The 25864-nt window shown below is 58.2% G+C and carries 24 protein-coding genes and 1 other RNA gene; 3 read left to right on the top strand and 22 right to left on the bottom strand.

Features of this window, described 5'->3' with window-relative positions; translation table 11 throughout:
- The first annotated feature begins 121 nt into the window (after positions 1 to 121).
- From J4721_RS04515 to ssrA, 3 genes are all read left to right on the top strand, one after another.
- Positions 122 to 853, top strand: coding sequence for a FadR/GntR family transcriptional regulator (locus J4721_RS04515; protein ID WP_102855817.1), 732 nt, complete (start codon positions 122 to 124; stop codon positions 851 to 853).
- Positions 854 to 986: 133 nt separating this feature from the next.
- A complete protein-coding gene (locus tag J4721_RS04510) occupies positions 987 to 1442 on the top strand; it encodes an ester cyclase (protein WP_014874501.1) in 456 nt (151 codons plus the stop codon).
- 22 nt (positions 1443 to 1464) lie between these two features.
- Positions 1465 to 1815: a transfer-messenger RNA gene (ssrA, locus tag J4721_RS04505) on the top strand.
- Positions 1816 to 1878: 63 nt separating this feature from the next.
- Here the strand turns inward: ssrA and J4721_RS04500 are convergent.
- From J4721_RS04500 to J4721_RS04395, 22 genes are all read right to left on the bottom strand, one after another.
- Complete coding sequence (locus J4721_RS04500; protein WP_014874500.1) at positions 1879 to 2946, bottom strand: AraC family transcriptional regulator; 1068 nt, start codon at positions 2944 to 2946, stop codon at positions 1879 to 1881.
- 555 nt (positions 2947 to 3501) lie between these two features.
- Complete coding sequence (locus J4721_RS04495) at positions 3502 to 4092, bottom strand: hypothetical protein (protein WP_211002174.1); 591 nt, start codon at positions 4090 to 4092, stop codon at positions 3502 to 3504.
- Between the two features lie 150 nt (positions 4093 to 4242).
- A complete protein-coding gene (locus J4721_RS04490; RefSeq protein WP_247655862.1) occupies positions 4243 to 4881 on the bottom strand; it encodes a 4'-phosphopantetheinyl transferase superfamily protein in 639 nt (212 codons plus the stop codon).
- Between the two features lie 143 nt (positions 4882 to 5024).
- Positions 5025 to 6188, bottom strand: a complete 1164-nt coding sequence (locus tag J4721_RS04485) for an acyl-CoA dehydrogenase family protein (RefSeq protein WP_211002172.1) — start codon at positions 6186 to 6188, stop codon at positions 5025 to 5027.
- A 9-nt stretch (positions 6189 to 6197) separates the two neighbouring features.
- Complete coding sequence (locus J4721_RS04480) at positions 6198 to 7190, bottom strand: LLM class flavin-dependent oxidoreductase (protein WP_102854517.1); 993 nt, start codon at positions 7188 to 7190, stop codon at positions 6198 to 6200.
- A gap of 16 nt (positions 7191 to 7206) precedes the next feature.
- Positions 7207 to 8619, bottom strand: a complete 1413-nt coding sequence (locus tag J4721_RS04475; protein WP_211002171.1) for a hypothetical protein — start codon at positions 8617 to 8619, stop codon at positions 7207 to 7209.
- Positions 8616 to 10187, bottom strand: a complete 1572-nt coding sequence (locus J4721_RS04470) for an AMP-binding protein (protein WP_211002170.1) — start codon at positions 10185 to 10187, stop codon at positions 8616 to 8618. Before J4721_RS04470 ends, J4721_RS04475 begins: the two co-directional genes overlap by 4 nt.
- A 41-nt stretch (positions 10188 to 10228) precedes the next feature.
- The gene (locus J4721_RS04465) at positions 10229 to 11587 is read right to left on the bottom strand and encodes a cytochrome P450 (protein ID WP_211002169.1); all 1359 of its coding nucleotides are present in this window, start codon (positions 11585 to 11587) and stop codon (positions 10229 to 10231) included.
- Entirely contained in the window at positions 11584 to 13188 is a 1605-nt protein-coding gene (locus J4721_RS04460) for an AMP-binding protein (RefSeq protein WP_211002168.1), read from the bottom strand. Before J4721_RS04460 ends, J4721_RS04465 begins: the two co-directional genes overlap by 4 nt.
- Positions 13185 to 13448, bottom strand: a complete 264-nt coding sequence (locus J4721_RS04455; RefSeq protein ID WP_027247433.1) for an acyl carrier protein — start codon at positions 13446 to 13448, stop codon at positions 13185 to 13187. The genes J4721_RS04460 and J4721_RS04455 overlap by 4 nt, the downstream gene beginning before the upstream one ends.
- Before the next feature lie 36 nt (positions 13449 to 13484).
- Positions 13485 to 15086 carry a class I adenylate-forming enzyme family protein gene (locus J4721_RS04450; RefSeq protein ID WP_211002167.1) on the bottom strand — a complete coding sequence of 534 codons (1602 nt, stop codon included), beginning with the start codon at positions 15084 to 15086 and terminating at the stop codon, positions 13485 to 13487.
- Complete coding sequence (locus J4721_RS04445; RefSeq protein WP_102876553.1) at positions 15076 to 16092, bottom strand: hypothetical protein; 1017 nt, start codon at positions 16090 to 16092, stop codon at positions 15076 to 15078. The genes J4721_RS04450 and J4721_RS04445 overlap by 11 nt, the downstream gene beginning before the upstream one ends.
- Positions 16089 to 16964, bottom strand: coding sequence for a hypothetical protein (locus J4721_RS04440; protein WP_102849019.1), 876 nt, complete (start codon positions 16962 to 16964; stop codon positions 16089 to 16091). The genes J4721_RS04445 and J4721_RS04440 overlap by 4 nt, the downstream gene beginning before the upstream one ends.
- Entirely contained in the window at positions 16961 to 19447 is a 2487-nt protein-coding gene (locus tag J4721_RS04435) for an acyl-CoA dehydrogenase family protein (protein WP_211002166.1), read from the bottom strand. Before J4721_RS04435 ends, J4721_RS04440 begins: the two co-directional genes overlap by 4 nt.
- Before the next feature lie 3 nt (positions 19448 to 19450).
- Positions 19451 to 19732, bottom strand: a complete 282-nt coding sequence (locus tag J4721_RS04430; RefSeq protein WP_061049126.1) for a hypothetical protein — start codon at positions 19730 to 19732, stop codon at positions 19451 to 19453.
- 33 nt (positions 19733 to 19765) lie between these two features.
- The gene (locus tag J4721_RS04425) at positions 19766 to 20692 is read right to left on the bottom strand and encodes a 3-oxoacyl-[acyl-carrier-protein] synthase III C-terminal domain-containing protein (RefSeq protein WP_102876551.1); all 927 of its coding nucleotides are present in this window, start codon (positions 20690 to 20692) and stop codon (positions 19766 to 19768) included.
- On the bottom strand, positions 20692 to 21642 hold the full coding sequence (locus J4721_RS04420; RefSeq protein ID WP_102876550.1) for an alpha/beta fold hydrolase: 951 nt from the start codon (positions 21640 to 21642) through the stop codon (positions 20692 to 20694). Before J4721_RS04420 ends, J4721_RS04425 begins: the two co-directional genes overlap by 1 nt.
- Positions 21632 to 23008, bottom strand: coding sequence for a hypothetical protein (locus J4721_RS04415; RefSeq protein ID WP_102874403.1), 1377 nt, complete (start codon positions 23006 to 23008; stop codon positions 21632 to 21634). Before J4721_RS04415 ends, J4721_RS04420 begins: the two co-directional genes overlap by 11 nt.
- Before the next feature lie 4 nt (positions 23009 to 23012).
- On the bottom strand, positions 23013 to 23363 hold the full coding sequence (locus J4721_RS04410) for a hypothetical protein (protein ID WP_247655860.1): 351 nt from the start codon (positions 23361 to 23363) through the stop codon (positions 23013 to 23015).
- Positions 23364 to 23542: 179 nt separating this feature from the next.
- On the bottom strand, positions 23543 to 24223 hold the full coding sequence (locus tag J4721_RS04405; protein ID WP_102883360.1) for a hypothetical protein: 681 nt from the start codon (positions 24221 to 24223) through the stop codon (positions 23543 to 23545).
- The gene (locus J4721_RS04400; RefSeq protein WP_102883359.1) at positions 24216 to 24476 is read right to left on the bottom strand and encodes a phosphopantetheine-binding protein; all 261 of its coding nucleotides are present in this window, start codon (positions 24474 to 24476) and stop codon (positions 24216 to 24218) included. The genes J4721_RS04405 and J4721_RS04400 overlap by 8 nt, the downstream gene beginning before the upstream one ends.
- Positions 24477 to 24500: 24 nt before the next feature.
- Entirely contained in the window at positions 24501 to 25448 is a 948-nt protein-coding gene (locus J4721_RS04395; protein ID WP_102883358.1) for a 3-oxoacyl-[acyl-carrier-protein] synthase III C-terminal domain-containing protein, read from the bottom strand.
- Positions 25449 to 25864: the final 416 nt, after the last annotated feature.

The following is a 25864-nucleotide window of genomic DNA, read 5'->3' as shown; positions in this document are numbered from 1 at the left end:
AGAAAATCCCCACCGAAACACAGCGGATCCTGTTCTGGGCGCACGACTCAGCTCTTGCCATTCAAATGTCAGACTTTTAAATGTCTGACAAATGATTTTTCCAAATCAGCGGAGCGACGCCATGAAGCTGAACCCCAAAAGCGCGGCGGATCTCTCTGCCCAGATTGCCCAGTCTATCCGCGACGCGATTGTGAGTGGCACATTGATTGTCGACGAACGTTTGCCCTCGGAGGCCGAAATGGCAGAACAGTTTCAGGTCTCGCGGCCAACCGTGCGCGAGGCGCTGAAACGGCTGGCGGCACAATCGCTGATCCGCACCCAGCGCGGGGCCACCGGCGGGGCCTTTGTCAATCGGCTGAGCTTTGAGGAGGCTTATGCGCAGCAGATCACCACATCAACGCTGCTGCTGAGCATGAATGCCGTCAGTTTCGACACCGCATGCGAGGCCCGCTACGCGTTGGAGCGCGCCTGCGCCCCGCTGGCGGCCACCCGGCGCACGGCGGATCACCTTGCCACCATGCGGGCAGAGATTTTCCGGCAGGGCCAGCCAGGTCTTTCGGATGAGGCGTTTTGTACCTCTGATGTGACCTTTCACCGGGCGCTGGTGGATGCGGCGGGCAACCCGGTGTTGTCCTATCAACTGGCCGGTGCCGTCGAGGCGATGCAGCCGCTGATGAACATGATCACCTTCACCGCGCGCGACCGCGCCGTGATCACTGCGCTGCACAGTCGGATTGCCGAGGCGCTTCAGGATGGAAACGGCATGGGGGCCGCAGATGGATTGACGGAACTGGAGGCAGAGACCCTTGCGCTATCACGGACCGTGTTCTCCGCGCGTTCGGGACAGTCGTGAGGCAGGGTCCCAGTCTTCAAGCAACTGGCGTTCGGAACATTGCGCTGCCACCGCCTGTCCAGCCAGAAAACGCTTGCCGCACCCCCGGCCTACCGCAATAGTATCGCAAAATACCGTACCACAGGAGGCAGACGTGCAGCTGACGCCCAAGGAGATGCTGAACCGCTGGCTGCAAGAGCTTTGGGTGCATGGCAACAATTCCATCCTTGATGAGCTGTTGGCAGATGAAGCCGGAGCTGTTGGCCTGATCCCGGACATTGCGATGAAAAAGGCCGAATTCGCTGTCTTGGCTGAGGCGATGCGCGCGCTTTGCAGCGATATTCAAGTGCAGATCACCCATGCCGTTGAAGCCGGGGATTGGGTCGCAGTGCGGATCCAGGTGGATGCCGTTGGCATCCACGAGAGCAGGCCCGTTCAGGCGACTGGACAGATCATGGCGCGGGCGGTGCAGGGAAAGTTCCATGAGCTGATCAGCCAGTTTGATTTTCTCACGTTATTTGAATGCCTTGGTCAGATGCCCGAGAACACCCTGCCCATCTGCCTGACCGGACAACAGCTGACGTGGACATCGCCCGCTTTGAAAGCGTAGGCTTCTGATCTTCGGCATTTTCCCTCTTTAACTCTGACGGTCCGACACCTATATTAGATTTGTTCTTCGGAACTATGGACATAAACGCGCTCGTAATAAGCGGATCGGACCCGGGGGCGGTACCCGGCGACTCCACCAAACATCCTTCATTTGGGGATCATGGGGTCGAAACAGGATCGACGAACGTCTAAAGGGGTTAGCTTTGTTTCGGCTGTCTGCCACCGTTATCGGCGAAACTTGTACAATTGCAAATGACAATCGTGCTCCGGCAATGGCAGTAGCAGCGTAAGCTGTTAATGTCGCCGAAACTAAGTCCTTGCGCCTAGCCGCGTAAGGCGGGGTTCGCAGGTACCTGGCAACAGAAACCTGCACTTCCCCCCTATTTTTATCGCGCAGTAACTGACAACCGCACTTATGCCTTGTCCTGTCTCAATATTTATTGAGGCGCGCAGCTTGGGTTTGATGCGGCCTCTGCCCCGTCGCACCCGGGTGTGTATTTGTTCCGCCATGCCTGCGGCGTCATCCCGGTGACCCGCCGGAATTCCCGGTTAAAGTTGGATTTGGTCTGGAACCCAACGTCGAACATGATGTCCGTTACCGAACGACGGGTTGCCTGCAACAGGTCGCAGGCCTCTGCGATGCGGTAGCCATTGACGTATTGCGACACATTCATGCCGGCGGACCGGTTGATTGCCTGAGAGATCTGGCGGGATGGGATCAGCGCCTTGCGCGCCAGTCTTTCAAGGTTCAGGTTGGCGTCGCGGTAGACCTTGCCTTCGTTCATAAGCTCTTCAATGCGCACGATTGTGGCAGAACCGCTCAGTTCTTCTTCCTCTTCGATCCGACGTGGTTGCTGCGGGGTTTCAGGCGCGCTGCGGCTGTTACTGGCAAGGGTTGCCGCAAGGCCAAGCATCACCAGAGCCGCAAAATTCGCAAACAGGATGACGGAGGGAACATACTCAACATGTTTCCACATAAAACTGAGAAACAGGATCGTGTCGAGGAGGGCAAAAGATAGCAGCGACAATGCCGCAAAGAAGATGGCCCGGTAGGTGGACTCCGCACCATCCAGCGGCGTAATCCCAAGCGCGTCTGTCCCCGGCAACAACAATCGCAAAATAACCACAGCATAAGACAGGAAAGTGACGACAACGACAATATCGACGGCCTCGCGCCACACAAACGTCAACCCGATCACCAGAACTGTTGGCAGGTAATGCACCGCCAGCCGAGGCGCCATCGGCCAGCGGTCACGCTCCACCACATTCAAAACCCCGGCATAAACCAAAGCCGGTACCAGCGTGGCGAGGATCGGTACAATGTAGGATGTGGCCTCGACGTCATAGCCCCAGCGCAAGCCCAGCAGAAACGATTGAACCGCGCTCAAGAGAATGAGTATCAGAAAAGGTCTGTTCTTATTCGCCGTGTCATCATTTCTGACGACATGGATGAATAGAAACAGCATCTGTGCTGAAAACATGAATTCGATCGGGATAAAAATCATTAGGTAAGTGCCTTACTGAGACTGTCGTCTTACGTCATTTCGAGGCGGGCGCGGCCGAGGATCGCGTCTCTCACCTCTGTTTGACGATGCCCTGTCCAGATGAAACGACTGTGTCAATTTCATATCCGGTGTCAGGGATGTTCGAAGAAAAGACCTGGGGGGATGCGGCCCATGATGCGGTACCGAAACTAGGGTCGACGGGCCTGTGTGTGAGGTCTGCCGGGACGATGATGATGTCGCCCCGGAGCGCCCTAATTTCGCGTGATATGGCTTGGGACTCAGCAGGATGAGACAGGACAATCTCGTGGCAGTCTGAGTTGTTCTGCGCCTCGGTCGCACCGCTGGTCACCCCACGTCAGTGTATTTTACCTATGAGAGATCCAGACCTCCCATAAGGTTATTCAATTTCCATCTGCTCTATAACAGGTTGTGAGCTTATTGCACAATTCCGTTTCTCAATATTCACATTTTGGCCAGATAGCCCCCTCGGTCATGTTGTCCAAGCCGCAAGAACCAGAACAGCATGTGATCAATATCCATCGCCACGCTGGTGTTTTATTCCGCGCGAAAAGAAACATGCGACAGGTTCAGCGGTACTGCCACATCCACGTTTTCACGTTTGGTCGCGGCGCCGAACTCCAGGCGTGAAATCGCCTTTGCCCCAGTCAGTTTGAAATGTGCAGCGTCGCCGGTAAAATTCACCACTGAGTTCTCCGATGCGATATCAACCGCACCAAAAGCACCGCGAATATCCGCAACAAGTTTGGCGACCTCAACCTTGAGGCCCAGCTCTGGCGGCATAGCAATGTGCAGCTCCGGTTCGCACCACCAGCTGGTTTCGATCCCGGATCGCGTCAGATGGATCTCTAAGGTGTCACCGCTCTGTTCGACGCGGGCATCCAGTCGGCAACCAACGCTGTTCCCGGTCGAGATTTCCAGCTTTTGCGCCGCACCGATTCCGTTGCTCAGCTTCAGCGTGGTTTCATCGCCAATCAGCCGGACCGTGGTGATCGGGGTCGCCAGTTCAGGGATCTGCACGCTCTTTGCAGTGGCGGCACCGCTGCCGATGCCAAGCGCGGCCAGACCAATGGCCATAAAGCGGGTGAGATGAGATAGCGACGGGGGGCGGAAACGATGGGCGGTCATGGGATACCTCTTGGTTCTGCTGACCGGTCGCGGATTTCAGGTCGCGACCGGTTGCTGCGGGTCATGTCCCCTGTCGTGAAATATCAGGACTGCGCCAGAGGACGGGGTCAATGTGGCTGATCGCAGTGGGTTGCGCGTCCTCAATACGGATTAAGGACGGCCAGAATGCGGTTTGCGGAAAAGAGAACCTGCCGGGCTGGGGATGTCTGCCTCTGCAAGATCGAAATGATGGACCTCGAGCGCCGGTCGTTGAGCGGCCAGAGCAGCCTTGTATCCGGGTGTCGGTGTCCAGGTGACCAATGTCCAATCATCTGGCCTGCCTATGTCACAGCGCAGAAGCTCGGCATGGTCCTCAAGACACTGGACCGCAAATCCCTGCAGTGGCTGCGCAAGCCCCTGCCCCGTGGCCTTGATATAGGCCTCTTTCAACGCCCATATCTGGGTGAAATAGTCTGACCTCAGATGCGCAGGACATGTTGCCAGCGCAGTATATTCTTCGGGCGCAAAGAAACGGCGGGCGACGGCCTCGGACCTATGGCCGCCTCGCTGTTGTTCGATATCGACGCCCAGCTCGCAATCGTCGGCCACGGCGATCAACAGCATCTGCCCGGAATGCGACAGATTAAATGACAGCCCGTGCCCGTCAACAAGCCCTGGCTTACCCCCTTCAGCGGTCCTGAACCTGAGGCTTCTGGCCGGACGGCCATCATAGGCTGCCAGAACATGTCGCAGGGCCACATGCGACGCGGCATAAAGCGCGCGCGCGTCGGTGTTTGCGATGCTGGCCATTCGCGCCTGCTCTGACGGTGACAGGACGGACGGATCAAGATCAGCCAAAGCGCCGCAGCCCACAGTCCCCTGCCACAGGTGAACCTGCCCCGGTTGCAATGCGGGGACCGGGACATGATGATCAGACGCGGGCATGCACCACCTCACAGGATGTTTGCGAGGCTGCTTCCCACCACATTGCGCATCACTTCGCTGCTGCCGCCCCAGATGGTTTGGATCGCACTATCGAGCACGTCCTGCGTTGCGGTGTCAGCCCCCTCTGCGCAAAAGCCACGGGCGCCCGACAGTTGCAGTTTCGCCGCTGCAATCGCAGTTAAGGTCTCGGTGCAGCGCAGTTTGGCGATACAGGCATTGCGATTGTCCAACCGCCCAGCCAGATGATCTGTTATGCAGCTGTCGACAAAGGATCTGTTGGCCATGGCCTCACCATAGAGATCAGCCAGTCGGAATTGCGTTGCCTGGTAATCCAACGTCGACCCCTGCCCGGTCTTGCGTGCATTGCACAGCTTCACCGTCTCTTGCAGCAGCGTCTCTGCCATGGCCTGAGCATAGACCGCGAGTACCAGCCGTTCGATGCTCAGGAAGCTCACCAGATAGAAGAACCCCATGCCGCTGGCGCCCAGGAGATTGCCCTGTGGCACGCGACAGCCGTCAAACCGCAAATGGCTGGTGTCAAGCGCAGGCATCCCGGTTTTGTCGATCCGGCTGCGCGTCAGGCCGGGTGTGCCGGCATCCACTAGCACCATGTCAAAGTCAGTCGGCTGTCCGGTGCCCCCATCCGTCCCCCCCTTACGGGCGGCAACGATAATGAGATCGGCCTGAGAGCCGTTAGAGATATGTGTCTTCTCCCCCGTCAGGACAATCTCGTCGCCGTCCTGTTCTGCCGCGCAGCTCAGCGCATGCAGATCGGAGCCGCCTTGCGGTTCGGTCAAGGCAATCGCCCCAATACGCCGCCCTGAACACAGGCCCGGCAGATATTCCTGCCGCTGAACCTCATTCCCCAAGCGGTGCAGATAGGGGGCGACAATATCGCTTTGAAGAAAGGTCAAAAGACCGCAGAGCCGCCGTTTGGCGATTTCTTCAATAATGACCACTGAGTCCCGAAAATCGCCACCATGTCCGCCGTAGTCTGTGGGGATGGTGCGACAGAGAAACCCCGCCTCACCAGCCTGTTGCCAGATCGCACGTGGAGCCTGTCGATCCGCCACCCATTGCGGGTGATCCGGCACCACCTGTGTATCCAGAAAGTCAGCAACCTGGTGGCGCAGGGTTTCATGATCTGCTTCGAATAAGGTCCGTTTGAACATAATCGCCGCTCACACCGCCGGTTGCTGGCAAAGATCAAAGGCCCGCATGGTGTGGCCCAGATCGTCGCGCCCTTGCGGCACGTCAAGGATCAGCGTTTCAAACCCCAGCGAAATATAGCTTTGGATGTAGTCTGCTACCTCTTCGTAGCTGCCGACAAGATACGGGCAGAAGGTCTTGTAGTTCTTGATCGGAAACAGCCAATAGGCCCCGGACCGCGCATCTTCCAGTTCTTCGGCCACGGCTGAGATCTGCTGGTGCCAGATGGAATCGGATGTCCCCTGTGCCATGCGATGGGCCAATTGGCCGCGCCGGTCGGCCGGGAACCGCGCACGGGCTTCCTCCCAGGCGTCTTCACTGCGAGGACGGGCAATCACACCAAAACGCACACCAAGGTTTTTGCCCGCAACTGCGGCTTGATCCAGCTGCTCGCGCGGTTTTGTGTAGCTCAACCTTGTGGCCCCTAGCGTCGCGGCTGTGGCCTGACAGGCGGGTGACATGCCGGACACAAAGAGTTCCGGCATCAGCACCTCGTCCAGTGCAGGCTCTAGTCGCAGCCCCTCAACCTGGTAATATTCCCCGGCCAGTGTCACGGTTTCACCGTGCAACAATGCCATCATGATCTGGCTGTATTCGGTCAGCCGATCATAGCGCGGATCATGTTCGGCCTGATCGCCAAGCTGTTTGAGATCCCGCACGAACCCGCCTGCGACCATATTCAACGCCAGTTTGCGTCCGTAGAGGAACCCCAGCGATGAGATTTTTCGCGCCGCTGCCAACGGGTGCATGTAAAGCGGCTGGGTTGCGACCAATGGCACAAATTTGGATGTGCGTTCGATGGTTGCCTGCGCGACTGTCCATGGATCCATCAACGAATTGTCTGTGTAGATCAACATGCCCTCAACGCCCGCATCCTCATGCCAGCGGGCGATATCGGCAATCCTGCTCAGATAATCCCCTGCGCTGGACCGAACAGAGGGGGGAGCCGTGGTAAAGAGTTTCATCGGGCAATTCCTTTCATCAATTCAAAGCGGGGGAGATTTCGCGCGCCTGTGCCAAGGCCGCATCCTGACGTGGATCAGCCGAGCCAGTGCGGCGGTGGACCAGCGACGACAAATGCGAGAGGGGCTCAAGCAGATGCAGCACCTGATCAATGCGGCTCATCCTGTCGGCCCGGCCGATTGAGGTCGCAAAGGCACGGCGCAGATCCTTGTTCAGGGCCACTGCTGCCGCTGAAGGCTGACCCCTGTAGGCCGGATAATCCATATCGCTTGCCTGACCGATCAGCCACGCAGCTTCGGCGGGCACCGCAGCATTGGCAAGGTATGGTGCAGCAAGAGCCGCACGCCAGTCGGAAGATGGATCAGCAGTCGTCACCTGCCCCAAGGCATCCGCAAGCGCCTGACACTGAAGCGCCGCCACCGACATGCCTTGACCATAGAGCGGGTTAAAAGTGGCAATCCGGTCCCCAATGGGCAGATAGCCCAGCGGTAGAGGCTGTGTGGCCTGATCAAAGCGGTTGAAGCGTACAGAGGCGATACGATAGCTTTTCAGCTCGCTCACCAGTGTCTCGTCCCTAACCAGGCTGCTGATCTTGTCGTCTGGCAGCGCCTCAAGAAACGCCCGAAACTCTGCCGGGGTTGCGGGGGCTTGCGTGTCAAAGCGGCAGGTCGCCGTGGCCATCCAGCGCCCCCCTTCTACTGGCGCCAGAACCGCGCCGCGTGTCATCGGCGCCGAGGCAAAGTTGAGCCATCCAGCCAGATCCTCACCAGCGTCAAGCTGGCGGGAGAACAGGCCAGAGACATAGCGGACCTCTGGGTATCCGGTTTCAACCGGTGGTGCGGTATGGCCAAGTGCCGCAAGCCAGCCTGCGCCCTGCTCTGCCCGGCCCGCAGCATCCACCACCAGATCAACGGTAAGTTCACGCTCGGCACCGTCTTGCAGCAAGCGCAGACCAGAGATCGCGCCCGCGTCATCCGCCAGTAAGCCCGTAACACGTCCCAACAGCGGACGTATGCCCGCAATGTCGGCAATCTGCTGTCTGATCAGATGATCAAGTGCCGGACGGGTTTGCGACAAAACCTGTACCCCCGTTTCGACCGGCGGCAACCAGCGCCCTGCACTGAAGCTGCGCCAGCCGCTCCGAACCTTGAGCGGCAGGCTTCCCTGGGCGATGGCCTTGCGTTCAAAGCCGGGAAACACCTGTTCCAGCACATTCTGACCTGATTGCAGCAACGCATGCACATGGGCCGCCTGCGGAACGGTTTTGCGCAAGGCAGGCACATCTGGATGGTCTTCGCGATCAATCAGCCAGACGGTGCCAAAAACCCGCGCCAGAACGGCGGCGGCCACCATGCCGGCAAATCCGGATCCAATCACCGCAGCTGTTTGATCTGGCCAGCGGGGACTATGGGCGTCAGCGAACAGGCTCATTTCACAGCCTCCGCCATCAAACCAGTGTCAGATGCCACGATGGCGCGCGAGGGGGGCAGTGCTGTCGGCAGATCCGATCCGCCCTCAAGCAGGATGCGCGTGTCCAGCTTGCCATTGCTGGTCACTGGAAAAGCCGACACAATCCGCAGATCACGCGGTAGCACCTGCGCAGAGAGATGTTTGCCCATATGGGCAAACAAGCCATCCCGTTCACAGGTGGTCCCGGCCAGAGGCTCTACAAAGAGCTGCAACCCGGTGACGCGGCCGGCGGCGTCTTTTTGCGGCAGGCAGACAGCTTTGCGTACAGCTGAATAGCCTTCGGCGATACGCTCGATTTCGTTCAATTCTATCCGGTTGCCCAGAAGTTTGACCTGCCGGTCGATCCGGCCCAACAAGATCAGATTTCCATCCACATCAAGACGGGCGAGATCACCGGTGCGATAAGTATTGATGCCGCTTTCTTGGCTAAGCGCTGCATTGGCGGGATGATCCCGCGGCAAATAGTGGCTGATAACCTGCGGGCCGGACAAGACCAGCTCGCCTTCCTCCCCTGCGGGAACATCTTCACCATCTGCGTCGATGATCTGCATCCGGTTTTCCCCAACCGCGCAGCCGATTTTCATCGGGCCATCTGCTGCAGCATCTGCGGCGCTGATCGGGTAGAGATGGGTCGCACAAGTCGCCTCGGACGGGCCATAGCCATTCAACACCTGGGCCTGCGGAAAGCGGGTCTGTAGTTCCTGGACCAGCGCACCCGGCAGCATCTCGCCGCCGACCACGAAAAAGCGCAGATCCGGCAGGTTTTCAGCGGTGAACTGCGGGTCCGTGCACATCAATTGCAACAGCGAAGGAGTCGACGCCCAAGACGCCGGAGATGCCACATCAACGCGGGTCAGATGACGGATGTTGTTGCGAGGCATAATGTTGTTTGCATGGTTGAGCAAATGCACAGGACGCCCCAGAGACAGGGTTGGCCAGAGATCAAACATGCCCATGTCAAAGGCCATGCTGGCATGGTTCACATGCGCCCCCTCTGGCCTGACAACCCCCAGTAGCGGCGTATACCAACGGTGCAGCGCCATATAGTTGCCCCGTGAAATCGGCACCCCCTTTGGCGTGCCGGTACTGCCGGAGGTGAAAATCACATAGAAGGTTCCCTCCTCAGAGAGCGCGGTTTTCAATTCCAGCTGAGGCGTGCGTGTCGGCAGTTCCTTTAACGTCTGGACCGGCAAACCACCTGGCAGAGTTTCCTGGCCAAAGGCCAAAATATGACTGGCCCCGGCGGTGCTGGCGATCTGCTCCAAACGGTCCATCGGCGTGGAGCGGTCGGCAAAGGCAAAAGCGCGCCCAGCAATGGCGCAGGCAATCATCGCCGCAATGCAATCCGGTTCCTTATGGCCGACAATCAGGCTGAGCCCCGGCGGCATATCGTCGAGCGCGCGCAGAATGCCTTCAACCCGGCCAGCTAAGCTGCCAAAACTGATCACCTCCTCAGAGGTGATCAATGCAGGACGGTCCGGTTGCGAGAGCAGGGTTTCACGGAGGTCTGCAATAAATGTCTCAAACATCTGCGATCTTCCTTTTCGTGATTGATCCGGTTGGGCAGGCATCATTGAATGGCATCAGCGAGTGATTGATCGTCCGCAGCCATTGCTGATGCGTCACGCGGAGCAAAGACCACCGGAACGGCACCACGCGGAATAAGCGCCGAGCGCAACAGCGGGCGAATATTGCCACGGGGACAATCGGGCGAAAGTGCCAGACTGTGCACCGCGCAGATGGATCGCGCGGCCAAGGTCAGCTGATGCAGCATAAAATTGGCACGCGAGCGAATGCGGGCGCCAACGCCGAAGGGATAGTAGTGGGCACGGTGCTGTGCTTCATCAAGGAAGCGATCCCCTTGAAAACGTTTGGGGGCCTCCCAGAACCGCGGGTCGCGGTGCACCAGCCATGGCGCGAAGACAACCGTCGCCCCGGAGGGGATCACATAGTCGCCAATGGGGACCTCTTCGCTGGTGATACGGTAGATGAACGGCAACTCCGGGAACAATCTCAGCCCTTCCTTGACCGTGGACAGCGCCAGAGGGCTGTCGGCATCCCGCATCACCAATGGATCATTGCCGTGACATTCCGCACTGATGTCTGCGGCCAGCTGTGGATCCTGGGCAAGTTGCACCAAGGTCCACAACAGGCTCAGACCGCCAATGTTCAGCTTTTCGGTGATCACATGGCCCACGGTTGGCCGCAACAGATTGAGCCGATCTGCCTCGGACACGTCCTGCGGAATGACCGTTGCAATCTGGGCGATTAGATTCGGATCAGACGGTGTGCTGTTGCGCAAAGCTGTTGTGATGGCCTTGTCCAGAAAACCGCGTGCGGCCTTGAACTCGGGCAGATTTTCATGGTCGGCGGTCTCGGCGGTGTCCTTTGTGCTCATGGCGAAATAAAAGCCTTCGACATCGGCAACCCCCTGCGCGATCTCAGCCACATCCAGATCAGCGCCAAAAATGGCTGGGCACACTGCGCGGATAGACCAGTCACGACAGATATCGCGTAGATCCGCCGCTGTACCATCCTGCGGCAATTCGGTGATCAATGTGCGGGTCGCGTCTGCAAGGGCGGTTTCTAGCCAGCCATCAAAATCGCGCGCAATCGCCGACATGCGGTTGGCCGTAAGCACCCACACATCGCTCCAGCGGGGATCCTGCAGCTCATCGCCCAGCAACATGCGTGTGATGGCCTGATTGCTGGCAATATCACCAAGGTCGGTCTGAAAATGCCCTTGGTGGCCGCGCCAGTAGTGAAAACACTCAGGGCTGCCCGCGATATAGAGATCACGGGTGTCGCTGACACGAATGGCCACGATATCGCCATGCTGCCGGGTCGCGGTTTCTGCCACTTTCAACAAACCAATGTTCTGAAACATGGTTGAATTGGCATCGAAGATCGGGATCTCCTTACGGGTCATGCGGGTTCCTCCTGTGCGATTTTGGCAACGCTAGATGGCATATGGATATGGCGCAGGCGGGCATCTGCTGCCGCGTTTGCCAGTCTTGAACGATCAAATTTGGAATTCTGGTTCAGGCCAGCGGGGAAATCCGCATACCAATATCGCGGCACCAAATAGGGCGGTAATTCCGCCGCAAGAGTCGCCGGCAGGTGCTGTAGATCCGCAAGCGCACGCACCCCCAGCACATAGGCCGACAAAGCGTGTGGCACGCCGCGCAGCATCTGCGGTTCGACCACGGCATCCTCCACCCCTGGCAGATTGCGCAGATGGGTTTCCACATCATTGAGGTTGATGCGGACGCCTTGGATTTTGACCTCTCGGTCGATACGCCCTGCGAAGTACCACAGTCCGTCCTTGGCCAGACATGCACGGTCCCCGGTTCGGTAAAGTCCGGCTTCGGGAAAGGCCGCTTTGGTTTTTTCCGGCAAACCGACATAACCTGCGCCAACACTGGCGCCCCGGATCAGCAGTTCACCTCCCGGAAGGCCGTCTGCCAATGCCGCAACCTCCAAACCGGTTCCCGGCCGGGCAGCACCAATGGGCAGATCCTGATCGGCTTGCACATGCTGCTCGGTGATGTCCACAGATGTGACGGCAACCGTACATTCGGTCGGGCCATAGGTGTTGGTAATCCGGCATCCGGGAAACCGCTCAAACAGCGCAGTGACAATTTTCTTGGTCAAAACCTCGCCGCAGAACACAAAGTTACGTAGTTTTGGCAGCTGATCGGCGTTGAACCGGCGATTTGTGAGAAACAGGCGCGTAATAGACGGGGTTGAGACCCAAAGGCTAGTGCCCTGCTCTGCCAAACGGTTGATATAAGCCGTCGAATTGGCAAAATCCGCATGATCCAACGCAACCAACGGGAGACGACGTGTCCACGACATCCACAGTTCAAACAAGGACACATCAAAGCAATGGCGGATCACGCCAGAGACACCAGTCATCTCGATATTTTCTGGGTAGAGCACATCTAGCCAGTCGATAAAGCCCACAAGATTAGCATAGGTGATGCCGATGCCTTTGGGCTGCCCCAACGTGCCGGAAGAGAACATCAAATAGGCCAGATCCTGGTCCTTGATGACGTCGATCTGCGATGCGGCCCGCAGCCCCTCAGGAATTGGGCCAAGTGGATCCGGCACCGGCACCATCGCGAGTGAGGTTGACGACAGCCCCCCCGACAGATCGGTCCCGCCAGGCGCTGCGATTAGCAGTGTGGAGGCCCCACAGGTTTCGGCAATCTGCTTAATGCGCGACGCAGGCGTTTCCGGCTCAACCGGGATCAGGGTGCGCCCGGCCAGCAGGCAGGCCCAGTAGGCTATGGGATAGCGAATATCCTTGTGACCGTGAATTAGCACGGGCTTGTGACGGCCACCGCTGGTCTGTCCATGTAACCGCTGACCAAGGGCGCGGGCGTGATCAAAGAGAGCCGCAAAGCTCAACTCGGCCCCGGCGACACAATAGGCCGGTCGGCTGTCCCCCTCAAAGGCGGCAAAGATCTCTCGCAGCCGTGCGTGCGCCTCTGTGCTGTCAGATGTCGCGACAGCGGAACACGTCATGCCGGCGCCTCTTCGACCATGCTGTCGCGAACCATTCCGACAAAGCTGCCAACCGTGGTGATATCCTCTGGCTTCATGATCGCCGGATCCAGAACCGCCTGCGGCAGGCTTTCTTCAACTGCCATAAACAGCTCCAGCAGCAAGCCACTGTCGACACCGAGATCCTCTTGCAGACGACTTTGGGCCGTGATCTGGCTGTTGTCGGGCATATCCAGAAGCTCGATAAGCGCATCGGTGATGATCTGTTCGATATTTTGCATAATTGTACCTCGGTAAAGGGTCAGGACTGAACTGGGTCAGGATGGGACAGGATCAGCGTGGGACCGGCTGACGGCATCAGATTGGTTTTCGGACGAGGTGCTCGCATCCAGCCATTCACGCAGTAGATGGCGATCGACCTTGCCATTGCCGTTGCGGGCCAATGCCTCGACGACCAGAATGCGCGCGGGCACCACATGCGCCTCCAACCGGTCGGCGCACCAAGTTTTCAAAGCACGCGCACTGTCAGGCGAGGACGCATCCGGCCCGCTCACAACAGCGCAACACTGCTGGCCATAGACCGGGTGATCTACGCCCAGCGCACAAACTTCGTTGACATCAGGATGGGCGATAAGAGCGGTTTCGACCTCACTGGGGGCGACCTTTTCTCCGGCGACTTTGAGGATGTCGTCTGACCGACTGATAAAGTAGACAAAGCCGTCCTCATCCAGCCGGCAGGTATCACCGGTATAGAGCACCTGCTCGCCCGGGATCGGTCCCGGACGCAGCTTTTCGGCCGTCTTTTCAGGGTTATTGAGATAGCCCTTCATCACGGTCGCGCCGCGAATAACCAATTCTCCGGTGGCATTGCGCCGATGCGCGTTCCCATCAGCGTCCACGACCCAAAGTTCGGTGTTCGGGATGGCCTTGCCCACGCTGGTCCGGCGGCGCGTCAGTTCCGCGGGGTCAAGGTAGGTGCAGCGGTGGCATTCGGTGAGGCCATACATGGAGTACACCGTGGCATTTGGAAAAATCACCTCAAGCTGGTCGATGAAAGGCGCATGGAGGGCCGCTGCCGTGCTGGAGATGCTGCGAACAGCAGAGAAATCATACCGCGCCGCAAGTGGCGCAATCAGGGGCACCATTGTCGGCACCACCGGGAATACGGTTGCGCCACTTTTGGCCAGGCGTTGGAGCGCAAAGAGCGGCCGTGCAAAGGAGGGCTCTACCAGCAGGCAGGCACCTGTGAGCGTCGCCATGGTCAGCTGATGCAGCCCATAGTCAAAGGTCATCGGAATGGCGCAAAAGATGCGATCCGTGGCCTGATAACCAAGATACTCAGCCACCGAACGGGCAGCACTGGTCATATTGAGATGCGACAGCATCACGCCCTTGGGGTTTCCGGTGGACCCGGAGGTGTAGATGATGGCGGCCAGATCCTGGTCCAACACTGTTGCAGGGGCCTGTTGAGGCCTGTCGCCCGCACCATCCAGCGCGGTAGAGAATGCAGTCTCGGCGCCGAAACTGATCATGGCAGCATCGGAACCTGCATCTTGCAGGGATTGGATGATCTTTGCGGACTGGTCGTCATCGTGGATCACCGCTGTTGCCGCACAATCGCCAAGGACAAAGGCGAGTTTGGCGGCCTTTGTGTCCGTATTGAGCGGAACCGCAGCGGCACCAGCGTAGAGCGTGGCCCAGAAGGCCACACAGAAACCGACAGAATTGCTCATGCAGAGAACCACATGATCGCCGCGCGCAACGCCCTGTTGTTTCAGCAGTTGCGCCACGCGCTGGGCGCGGTCGCGCATTTCGGCAAATGTCAGTTGTCTGGTGCTGTCTTCCGCTGCGGTCGAGTGCGGATAATCAGACGCTGCCTGCTCAAGAAAATTTGTCAGGAGATTATGCTTAGAGAGCATGTGTGCCGCTCCTTTGAAAATATGTGGAATGGGAAGAGGAAACCGCTGCACCAGCCGCACTGATCTGACATCCGGCGGCATAGCCACCCATGCCAACGGAGAGCAGCGTCACCGGCGTGAATGGGCCGCTGTCGCGACTACAGATCCGGTCTTCCAGCTCCTGTTTTAGAAGCAGAAAGGGATCCACGGTGTAGCAATGCCCGATGTCCGGCAGCAGTCCCAGGCGGATGCGATCAGTCGCAAGGCCCGTTTCGGCACAAAAACTGTGCCAGGCCAATCTGTTTACGTTGTGGGGGAGAAGCGTCGAGCCGCAGTCCCAGTCAAAACCCAGATCCTGAAGCGTCTTGCTGACAATCTGGCCATGGGCGGCATAAAATGTACCCATTTGCGCTGTGGTCCCCTTGTAACCAAAGGAAAACCTAGGATGACACGTCAGCGAGATGTCACCGACGTGCAACCCGACATCAGCAGCCACATCGGTCTCTCGCATAAGCAAGAGACCACAGAACGCATCGCCCATAAGTGTGCTACCCGGAACATAGCGGTCTGCCAGGCGGAGCCGTTCGTGACCATCACCCGCCACCACTGCGACAACCCGTGCACGGCCTGCCCTAATCAAGGTACGTGCCAGTTCGAGCGCCCAGATCAGCCCTGCACAATTGGTTTGGTCCAGATCAAATTTCTGCTGAACTTCTGCCAGAAAGCCAAACTCCTGACGCAAACGTGGCAGGACGGCACCAGATGGGCCGTCGCGCATTGGCAGGCCCCGAACATGAATCAGCGTATCTGGCAGCGGCGCATCGCCACTCTGGGCCTGCAACTCTTCAAGAATACGCGCGAACTGATCATAACGTGTTTCTTTGGTCGAGCAGCTCGACACTTGCGCCAAGCCAAACAACCGCTCGAACACCCGCGCTTCGGAAGGAGAGCCCCCCGCATCGCGAATGATCTCCTCCGCGTCGATGCGCCCTTCGGGAATGTAGGTTGCCAGCGCCGTCAGTCTCATGCCGCCAGTCTCATCTCATCTGCGCTCAGCATAATGGCTGACACCGCATTTCGCTCTTGGCTCAATACCAAGTATGCCCCACCGCCCCCTTGGGTTTGTGCATCATGCAACGCCGCAAATGGTGCAGCACACAGCAGCCGTGTGGATTGGGCAACCACCGGCCCTGCATGCGCGGCCCTGGTCAACAGATCCGGCGCTGCGATCAGGCAGACGTTTTCTGGTGCCTGCCCCATTTCAACACAAAGATTGGTAACAGCCGTTGCCAGATCGTCCTGGTCGCTCAGCATCAACCGCCGATAGCCTGAATACTGCATCCCGCTTTGGATATCGCGTTCCAGCACCATGGCAGCGGCACTGTTGACCGGCTCCAGCGCGTCAACAACGGGCGAGCGATAAAGCAGATGTTTCTGATCCATCGACAACACCAGCGCCTTGCGCCGTCCCGATCTGAGGTAGCGGGCTGCACAATGCATGGCAAAAAGCGGTGCCGTGCGCCCGCGATCAGAGATCGCAAAGCCGAACCCATCCTTCACCCCAAGGTGATGCAGGGCGAAATTGGTCACCGAGGTGCCCAGGTGGATATCCGGCAACCAATGTGCCATCAGCACCAGATCAATATCGGACAGGTCCATGCGGGACGACAGATCATCCAGCAGTTCCCGCGTCATGGCCGCGTAGGGTGCGCGGTCATCCGCCGTCAGCCACGTCTGCACATTGCTGTCAGCAGATTGGTAGGTCTTGCCATTGGCACGGAAAAACCGGCTGTTGTAGTCCTCCCAATAGTCCACTTCCTTGAGCCAGTTGGGATCTGCGGCTTCCAATCCGCCGAACTCTCGGCAGATCAGACTACCGGGTGCAATGCGCAACGTCATTGATCCACCCCTGCGGTATAAGACCGGTAGGCGTTCAAAAGATGGATATTGCTGGTGCCCTCCATATATTCAAAGGCCTTCACGTCCCGGCATCGCCGCCGCAGTTCGGCATCCTGCAAAAAGCGCATCGGGTCCTGATCCGTGATACGGCGCACCACCTGATCGACAAAGCTCACGGCCTGCATTTTGACCTTGCTGATATCCTGAACCTTGGGGCGGCGGTTTTCCTGCGCGCGGATCACCTTAACCAGTTGCACCAGCAGCGCAGTGTGGCTGGCCAACAGGTCCTGATACGCCGGGAGCCGTGTCGGATCTTCCAACATCAACTCAATAAGGCCGCGCCCTGATCCCAGCGCCATCGCGGCAACCATGGGGCGGTTGCGTTCAAAGACACCGTTGATGGCCATAAAGCCATCCCGCAGCGATCGTCCTCCGCTGCCAAGGATCATGTCCTGCGTCACCGGGAAGTCGGTCAAGGTCATCTGGCAGAGATCCGCCCCGCGCAGACCATTGGTGCCAAGCCGTTCGATTTTCACGCAGTCGGGCGCATCAGATGGTGCAATCATCACCAGCCCCATGCGACCGGTTTCCTCGATATGCGCGAAGAACAGGCCAATATCGGCGCGGGCAATGCCGCCAACCAATGTTTTGACACCATTCAGGACCAGTTTTCCGTCTTTCAGGCCCAGCGTACTGCGCCCGTTAGAGGCATCGGACCCAGCATCCGGTTCTGTCACCGCAAAGAATGTCCCCTGCGGGCCAAAGCGGTATCCGTCAAAGAACCGCGCAATCTGTGCGTCGGTGCCTGTTGCCAGCACCGCGCCACCGGACAGCGATGGCCCCGGTAGCGACAATATGCAGTTGGCGTCAAACCGTGCCAGACGTTCGACCATGGCGACATGCAGACCATAGGGGCAATCTGAAATGCCAAGGCCACTGTCACGCAATGGGAAGCCGTTGAATTTCTCAGGCACACCGATGGTGGTCAGCGCACGCACTGTTGGGTTCTCCCACAGTGCGGTCCAGCTTTCGGGGTCGCGGTCCAAACGGGCACCGGTTTCGCGAAATAGCGTCTGCAATCCGGTCAGACGCTCAAGGCAGGGATCTGAAAACGGTGTTCCTTCCAGCCCATTTCCGGGTGCCGAGGAATAAAGATCGGCCAGCGCCGCGGGAGCGTGGCCGGTGCTGGGATTGGCGTGGGCGGCCAACCGCAGGTCAGATGGCTGCTGCCCTGCCAGGCGCGCCTCTACCGTGTCGCGGGACCGAACGAGCCGCAGCTCTGTACCGTCGATCATGACTTCTGCGGGGGCGCCGAAGCCGAGGAAATTCACCGGTGACGCCGTTGGTCCATACGCGCCGGATTGCCCGATGGAAATCAGATCGCCCACCTGCGGTGTTGCCATCAGGACAGATTTACCGATCACGTCCTGCGGCGTGCACAGCGGGCCGGTCAGGGTCCAGGGCTGCGCCGCCTCGTCGCCGATCTCTGCCTTGCCGTCCCGCAACAAGCGGATTGGGAAATTCTTGCGCAGAAAGCCCTGACCAGCCGCAGCGACATGGACGTTGGAGCCACCATCGCAGACGGCAAAATGCTCGCCCTTGCTGCTCTTGGTCTGCTGTACACGGGTCACAAACTGCCCAGACGGACCAGAGAGATAGCGCCCCAGTTCTATCACAACACGGGTCTTTGGATGTGTGGTGCCAAAGCTCTGGACAAGTGGCGTGACCGCCTGACCAAGAGCGTCCAGATCCAGCTCTGTCTCGCCATCGTAATAGGGAATACCAAATCCACCACCAACGTCGACAAAATCGAGGGGGGCCTTGAGGCTTGATACGACCTCGGTCGCCAGGTTCAGAATGTTGCCCACATTGGCGACAACAGTTTCATGGGTCAGGATACGTGTGCCCATATAGGCATGCAGGCCGCACAGCCGCAGATGAGCGCAGCTCTCTGCCTGCTTCAGCACATCGGGCAGCTCGGATTGGTCGATACCAAATTGGGTTGGGCGACCGCTCATGTTCAACTTCGCACCGCCTGCGTGAAAGTCTGGGTTGACCCTCAGCGCGATATTCTGGACGCGGCCCTGCTGGCGCGCCAAGGCATCAATTTGAGTCAGCTCGTAGGCGGACTCGACCACGATCGCCTTGATCCCCAATTCAATGGCGCGCGTCAGCTCTGTCTCGGATTTGCCGGGGCCCACCATCAAGATGCGTTCAGGTTTAGCACCGGCCTGCAGGCTCGTTTCCAGCTCCAGCAGCGAGGACACTTCGCAGCCAGCCCCATGGCCATGCAACACCCGCGTTACCGAAAGGTTCGGGTTGGACTTGAGCGAGTAGAAGAAATCCACCTGCGGGAGGGCTGCGCGCAGCGCATCCAATCGCCCCCGCAGCACCGAGGCATCATAGAGGTAGAACGGCGTCCCGGCGGATGTCGCAATCTCGTCGATCAGGCGCAGGTCGGTGTTTGGGAACAAAGCAGTCATCCCTTACACCCCTTCCGCCAGGCACATACGTGCCTCCAGAAACCCGCAGAGGCTCGAGATGCCCGATACCACTGTGTTCAGTCCGCTTTCGCCAACCGACAAAAACTCGGTCGGATCTATCCGGGTGACTTCCCCCAATGCGGTCACAAACTGCACCAGTTCGAGCGAGTTCAGGAGGCCCGAAACCCCATAGATAGGGCTGCCATTCAAGGCAGCCTCAACACGTTCCGGCCCAAGGCCAATTCCTTGCAGAGCGTCGCGGACAATCGATTGGTGATCTGTCATGTTTCTTCTCCAGTACGCTGAATTAAAAAAGGGTCAGTTGACCTGAACCAATGTGCAGGTCGCCGTAGCGCCCAGGCCGATGCTGAACAAAAGCAGCCGGTCGCCAGCTACCAGCTTGTCGTCCTTGATGAGCTGCATCAAATTGATGAACGGGTCGGCACCAAAGCAGTGCCCAAAGCGCGCAATCGTCGAGAGGCAGACCTTATGGCGGTCAAACCCAAGGATCTGTGCAATCATGATCCAGGACGCCATGTTGACGTTATGCGGCAGAATAAAACGCACATCCTCCATCCCAAGGCCGAACCGCTTCAGCGCGTTGGTCAGGGTGTTGCACGCAAAATCGAGATACATGTCTTCGAACCCCTCAAGATAGGGTTCATCAAGATGTCCGGTGTTCTGCCAGAACCGCGTTTCGTGCTGGGTGTGACTGTCAACAACCCGCAGGCGGCTGGCCTCGCGCCGCACAAGAACCGCCGCCGCGCATTCGCCCATAATCGTGGTGTTCTTGATCAACCGCACATCAGGGTGGAAAGCTTTTTCAGCGATCAGGACAAGCCCGGTATCTGCATCGCCCAGCAATTGATCCATTGCCGACAACATCGACAATCCCGTTGCACAATGGTTCATAGTGGCGCTGAACACCTCCAACCCCTGTTCGGCAAATGGCGCAAGGATCGAAGAGCTTTCGCCATCGCAATGGGTGATTGCCGGCAGGGTATGGCAATGGGATACATGGCTAAGTGCGGCGGCACTGCGTGGATTGCGCGCCAGCAGCCTGTCCACCGCACCTGAAGTCATCTGCGCCAATGGGGCCTGTTCATCGTAGTGAAACGCCTCAAAACCAAAGAAGCGCGAAAACATGCGCCGCTGGTTCCGGCTTAACGAAAGATCCTCGGAAATCTCTTCCAGGAACTCCGTCCGCTCAGGGTGATCCAGTTCAAAATCAACGATATGCAGCATCACCGGCTCCCCGCGTTTGACGTTTCATGAAAGAACCGCTCCATCAGGCCGAGCAGCTCTGGATGGTGCAGCACCGATCTGTGGTTGCAGTTGCGCAGGTAAATTGGCGTGAGCCCGTCGCGTGCGGCACAGATGCGTTGCGCCTCGGCTGGGGGCACCTGCCAGTCGTGCTGTGCGTGGATCACCAACATCGGCAGGGTTGTTTTCCTGCATTCGGCCGGTCCGATCTCTGCCAGCTCTCTGCCGCAGGTTTTTGCATATCTGCGCATCAGGGCAGCGCCGGTTTTGGCGGGCTGTCCGGTGAAGCGCAGGTAGAGCTCCATGAGGCGGTCCAGTGAAGATGGTGCCGAAAGGGTCACCAATCGGCGCGCCTTGAGCCCCAGCCCCAGCGCGATCATAGCAATCAGACCACCAGCTGAATGCCCGACCAGCACCTCATACGGCTGATCCTGCGGGCACATGTTTTTTAGGCGCCGCGCGACAGCCACAAAACTGCGCACAGGCCCGCGCGATTTACCGGTGCCGGGCAGATCCGGCACATCGACCCGAAAACCACGGTCGGCCAGATCCTGCGCCAGTGGCAGCATCATGCGTCCGTCTGCGTTCCAGCCGTGAACCAGCAGAACACGTGGCCCGTTTGTGGGACCAAACTGTCGCACGTAGATGCCTGAACAGTGAAAAGCATCGCTGGCGGTGATCAGCTGCTGGTCGCGGTTCGTTGGGATCGGTGTTGGCGTTTCTGACTGATTTTGATGAAACCGCCGCAATAACAACCGCGCAGCCAATGTAGGTGACAGACGATCCAGCAGATCTATCTCCAGCCGCCGCAACCGGGACCGCGCGGTTCGCAAGCGCAGCGCGGGCTCCTGCGGCGCAGACCGCCGCACTGCGCGGAGCCAGCGATAGCCGCCCTGTGCAAGTAAACCGGGCAAGGCGAGTTCATACAGCATCGCGGCGCCCCTGTTGGCGTAGGAGGAAAGCAAACTGAAGTAAGAACAAAGCGAACGTCAGACCACTGACCACGCACAACAGCCAGATCGCCATATTCAGATCATGGCCAACGTATTGAGCGTAGAACACAACACCGCCGGTGATGATTTCAGTGACGATGGCAATGATAAGGACCTGCGTTGCACGCCCCAGCTGCTCCATCACCACCTGAAGCATCGCCGCCCCTGACACAAAGAAGAATGTCAGTTGCAGGCCCTGCATCACCAGATCCGTGGCCGCGCGCAATTCGTTGGTGTTCTGGCTGGGCGAGACAAGAAGCCGGATCATGTCATCGCCCCAGAATGGCAGCAACGCGGTCAGCAACCCGTAAAAGCCCAGCATCACGGGCACACCAATGCCCAGATACTGCAGCCGTGCCGTCGGGGTGCTGTTTTCTGCCAACTGGTTCACCAGGATCGCGATAACGGAACCGATGGCGATGGCCGGTATCATAAAGGACACCCGGAACCGCATCACGACAAGAAAGGCCGAGGCATATTCACTGCCGAACTCCGCCAGCACCGGAAAGATCACGGCAGCGCTGAGAGATCCCACCAAAATCGTCAACGCAATCGGGGTTCCAACAAACATCAACAACTGTGTCGTGCGAGCTTTGACCTGTTCCTTGAGATGGGTAATGGCCTGACCGGCCTCACGTTTGAGCAGCAAAACGATGACCGGCAACATCAAAAGTGGGCCGACCAGATTGCCGATCAAAACGGCCTCAAACCCCATGTTGTATTCGGTTAGCAGCACATAAGTGGTTGCCAGATCCAGCACTGCAAGCCCAAGAAACGGCAGCAGGCTGCGCGCCAGTTTGCCCTGCCCACGCATGGCAGCATAGAAAATGTCAAACACGACAAAGGCGCTAAGAGATAGGATATATAGCGGCAGATAGTCGAGCGTTTGGCGAAACAGCGGATCCTCTATCGAAACATAGAGAGAGGCAGCATAGGCTATGGCCGCAAAGAGGCTCAGACCAATCAAAGCGTAACCTGACATCCGCCAGGATGCCGGGAGAATTGCAGAGCGCGGCCAGTTGTTTTTGGACCGGGCGCTAAAAACCTGATTGGAGATCGCCAGCCCTTCCATCAGGGCCAGCACCAGCAGGAACGCAGGCTGCAACATGGATTGCAGTTCAAGCGGCGTTGCCTGTGGTGCACGAGCCAGGATCGCCACCTTCCCCAGATGCAGCCCCGACACGATGATCGCCCCGGTCGCAAAGGGAATTGCCATGACGATGATTTCAGACAGGACCGACCAGACTGAACGGCGCGGTGGTGGCAGGATGTCATCCGCGCCGGTTGGGAAAATGGCTGGTTGCATGGTGCTAGCTCCGCACTGAGGGGGAATGGTCGCCAAGGTCGGAAAAACGGACGGACAGGGGCGCAGCGCCTGCGCATTGGTCCGTCATGGGCATATCGGTGCAGCACTCTGCTGAGAGCACATAGAACCGGCTGTCCCAAAATTCTGGGCTTTGTGCCACGTCTTCAAGCACAACGATGGTGGGAAACAGTTCCAGCAGCGCCTGCACAAACCCGCGCGCTGAGCTGGCGGTGGCCACACTGCTGATACGCAATGCATGCACCGGACCGCTGTGCTGCAGGTCATTCAGGATATCGAGCAATTTAGGCGAGCGCTCGTCCGTGTGGTAGTCGCGGTGCAGGTAGACCAGCGGCACGCGGCTGTTCGGGCCAAGTCCCGGCGCAGACGCGCGATTGGATGCGGCGTGGCCCCTGCATGTCTGATCGAGCGAGATCTGACATGGCGAGGGACCGGATAGAGGTGTTTGGACACGGCCCTGGGACACCAAATTCATCCCATTAAAATCAAATAAATAGTGACTAGTACCCGTCATGATCAGCCCCGTTCCCGATCATCAGAAACCCCGTCAAATGCAGGTCGGATCAGGGCGAAAAAGACCGCGTCAAGGAACTCCAGCCCGTGGCATTGCCCCTCCAGCAGCCCGCGCCCGCCCATCAGCTTGGCCGCCTTGCCAAACAAAACACCGATGTCGCGGTGCGCGGACAGCATCATCGTTGTTGTCGGCGCGCCCGGCAGTTGGATCTCTCCCATGAGACGATCCACCGCAGCGCTGATTTCAGAGAATTGCGCCTTAATCAGCGGCTGATGTAACAGCTTGATACCAAAACTCTCGCGCCCCTCCAGATGGCCGAAGGCGAGATCAAGACTGCGCATCAGCCAACCCAACCGAAGGGCTACGAAAGCTGGATTTTGGACATCAGCAACCTTGGGTGTACCAGCATCGCTTTGTGATAATTGAAGGTCGAAGGCCGCGAGGCCGACCTCCTCGATCCGCGCTGTGAGCGTCGGCCTTTTGCCCAGATCACTCAGGTCGAGGATCATCGCAACATCAGATGTGCCAAAATCTGACGCATGCAGCGCCATCCCATTACACGCCGGATAGGCTGGCTGTCCCGACAGCATCCGACCCAGCTCTGCCAACGACTCCTTTGGCGCAGCCCTTCGCGCCAAAGCCATCAGTGTCGGCAAGCTGTCTGATGTGTCCAGATCAAACATGTTCGACCTGCCGCGCACCAATACGGTCTTCGATGTGGCTGACCAGGGATGCTGCGTGGTTGAACTCTTGCTGCCCAATGGCATCAGGGTCAAACTGCAAACCGTCGATCTGGTCCTCAAGCGCCAGCAGAAACTGAACAAACATGTAGGAATCCAGATCGAACGCCCTGTCCAGTTCAGTCTCCGGTGTGAGACCGGTAACCTGGCGTTCCGTGACCTCGGAGAGCGCAGTTTCGATTGCCTTGAAAATCATCGCTGTCAATTTTCCATACCTCTTTTAAGTGAAGTCCGTTCGCTCCAGCAGACAGGTCGCAAAGGTCACGCCTGTCCCGGCAGCCAGTACGAACACCTGGGTGCCGGGGGAAATTTGGTTGGGGTGTGAAATCTCGTAGTCGGTCAGATTGACAAAAATGTCAGAGCAATAACCGTGACCGAGGCGTTGAATATCGCCTTGAAAGCACCTCGGCTCCCATTCGAAATGGCGCAGCAGAGCGCGCGTGACCGGCAGGTTGAGATTATGCGGCAAAACCCGGAAATCATCGCTGAGGACGTCCCCGAAATTATTCAGGCTGTCCTCGACAAAGCCAATCAATCCGCTCAGATACTCGTCCTGTAGCGCACGCCGGTCATCTGCCGCCATCGCATCAGGGTTCTGAAAGAAACGCGGCATGTGCCGCACGCTGGTGTTTAGTACAGTCCATTTTCCGGATCGTTTATCTGGACCCGCGTTGAACAACGCGGCCGTCGGCAGCTCGGCCAATAGACCCACGGGCAAACGCGCCACATTATAATGAAACGCCTTTTCACCTGTCAGGATAATGACAGGGTGATCATCCTCAATCGCCTGGATAAACCGCATCGCCGCAAGCGCAGAAGCGCAGCTGGTCATCGTCAGTGAATTGACCTCCCAACTGGCAAGACCATGATCATCGGCGAGGCAACGAAGCCAGTCCTGATCCGCAAACCCATGATGGGTCTGGGTGCGGCAATAAAAAAGGGTGCCGCTCTGCGTTACAAGCTGCGCGTTGGTTGCCAGCACGCCATCAAGCGCTGCGCCCAGCATTCCGTTCAGATCATCCCCCTGCAGCCCGACGCTCTCAAGTTCGAAAAAGCGTTGGTACATCTTCACGGCGCCAGCACTCAGCCCATGGCTGGGTCCAAGATCGCACAGCGGAACACGCGTGATTTCGTCAGGTGCAAAATGAATGTGGTCGAGAGACAGCATGGCGGGTCCTTTTTGCTGACCAGCCCTGTCGAAAACAGGATTTGCTCAGCGATTTCACGTTGTACTCTGTGAATTCCGCGCAACCTGGGAACGACCTTTTTCACGATAGTGTACCCTTGGAAACGTATATTCGAACCTTTTCCTTCCCCTACGGCAGCCTGAAAGCCGCAGTCGCTGCTGAAGCGTGCGATCTGAAGTCCCCCGTGCCGACGTTGGTGAAGGACCGACTTTTTTCAGAGCAGTTAATACTGACCTCAATCAATCTGAGGTTGTGCATTTATGGGGTAAATACCGAGACCCACGTTTCGACCGAGAATCGGCCAGATCAGATATTCGGCAATCAGTCTTAAGAGAATCATCTAACAACGCAGTTGTGCGACTGCAGCCACCGTGGAACTCGCAAATCCGGCCAGTAT

This window comes from Phaeobacter sp. HS011 (assembly GCF_018101215.1).
Lineage (GTDB): Bacteria > Pseudomonadota > Alphaproteobacteria > Rhodobacterales > Rhodobacteraceae > Phaeobacter > Phaeobacter inhibens.
This window is presented reverse-complemented; position numbering and strand designations above follow the sequence as displayed.

Excerpts from the sequence above, each read along its gene's own strand:
- J4721_RS04425 (WP_102876551.1), bottom strand. The coding sequence starts at position 20,692 with ATGCTGCATATCGTTGATTTTGAACTGGATCACCCTGAGCGGACGGAG.
- J4721_RS04515 (WP_102855817.1), top strand. The coding sequence starts at position 122 with ATGAAGCTGAACCCCAAAAGCGCGGCGGATCTCTCTGCCCAGATTGCC.
- J4721_RS04455 (WP_027247433.1), bottom strand. The coding sequence starts at position 13,448 with ATGCAAAATATCGAACAGATCATCACCGATGCGCTTATCGAGCTTCTG.
- J4721_RS04430 (WP_061049126.1), bottom strand. The coding sequence starts at position 19,732 with ATGACAGATCACCAATCGATTGTCCGCGACGCTCTGCAAGGAATTGGC.
- J4721_RS04495 (WP_211002174.1), bottom strand. The coding sequence starts at position 4,092 with ATGACCGCCCATCGTTTCCGCCCCCCGTCGCTATCTCATCTCACCCGC.
- J4721_RS04395 (WP_102883358.1), bottom strand. The coding sequence starts at position 25,448 with ATGCTGTCTCTCGACCACATTCATTTTGCACCTGACGAAATCACGCGT.
- J4721_RS04490 (WP_247655862.1), bottom strand. The coding sequence starts at position 4,881 with ATGGCCAGCATCGCAAACACCGACGCGCGCGCGCTTTATGCCGCGTCG.
- J4721_RS04405 (WP_102883360.1), bottom strand. The coding sequence starts at position 24,223 with ATGTTTGATCTGGACACATCAGACAGCTTGCCGACACTGATGGCTTTG.
- J4721_RS04445 (WP_102876553.1), bottom strand. The coding sequence starts at position 16,092 with ATGAGACTGACGGCGCTGGCAACCTACATTCCCGAAGGGCGCATCGAC.
- J4721_RS04460 (WP_211002168.1), bottom strand. The coding sequence starts at position 13,188 with ATGACGTGTTCCGCTGTCGCGACATCTGACAGCACAGAGGCGCACGCA.
- J4721_RS04420 (WP_102876550.1), bottom strand. The coding sequence starts at position 21,642 with ATGCTGTATGAACTCGCCTTGCCCGGTTTACTTGCACAGGGCGGCTAT.
- J4721_RS04440 (WP_102849019.1), bottom strand. The coding sequence starts at position 16,964 with ATGACGTTGCGCATTGCACCCGGTAGTCTGATCTGCCGAGAGTTCGGC.
- J4721_RS04480 (WP_102854517.1), bottom strand. The coding sequence starts at position 7,190 with ATGAAACTCTTTACCACGGCTCCCCCCTCTGTTCGGTCCAGCGCAGGG.
- J4721_RS04400 (WP_102883359.1), bottom strand. The coding sequence starts at position 24,476 with ATGATTTTCAAGGCAATCGAAACTGCGCTCTCCGAGGTCACGGAACGC.
- J4721_RS04475 (WP_211002171.1), bottom strand. The coding sequence starts at position 8,619 with ATGAGCCTGTTCGCTGACGCCCATAGTCCCCGCTGGCCAGATCAAACA.
- J4721_RS04500 (WP_014874500.1), bottom strand. The coding sequence starts at position 2,946 with ATGATTTTTATCCCGATCGAATTCATGTTTTCAGCACAGATGCTGTTT.
- J4721_RS04415 (WP_102874403.1), bottom strand. The coding sequence starts at position 23,008 with ATGCAACCAGCCATTTTCCCAACCGGCGCGGATGACATCCTGCCACCA.
- J4721_RS04435 (WP_211002166.1), bottom strand. The coding sequence starts at position 19,447 with ATGACTGCTTTGTTCCCAAACACCGACCTGCGCCTGATCGACGAGATT.
- J4721_RS04485 (WP_211002172.1), bottom strand. The coding sequence starts at position 6,188 with ATGTTCAAACGGACCTTATTCGAAGCAGATCATGAAACCCTGCGCCAC.
- J4721_RS04465 (WP_211002169.1), bottom strand. The coding sequence starts at position 11,587 with ATGACCCGTAAGGAGATCCCGATCTTCGATGCCAATTCAACCATGTTT.
- J4721_RS04450 (WP_211002167.1), bottom strand. The coding sequence starts at position 15,086 with ATGCTCTCTAAGCATAATCTCCTGACAAATTTTCTTGAGCAGGCAGCG.
- J4721_RS04470 (WP_211002170.1), bottom strand. The coding sequence starts at position 10,187 with ATGTTTGAGACATTTATTGCAGACCTCCGTGAAACCCTGCTCTCGCAA.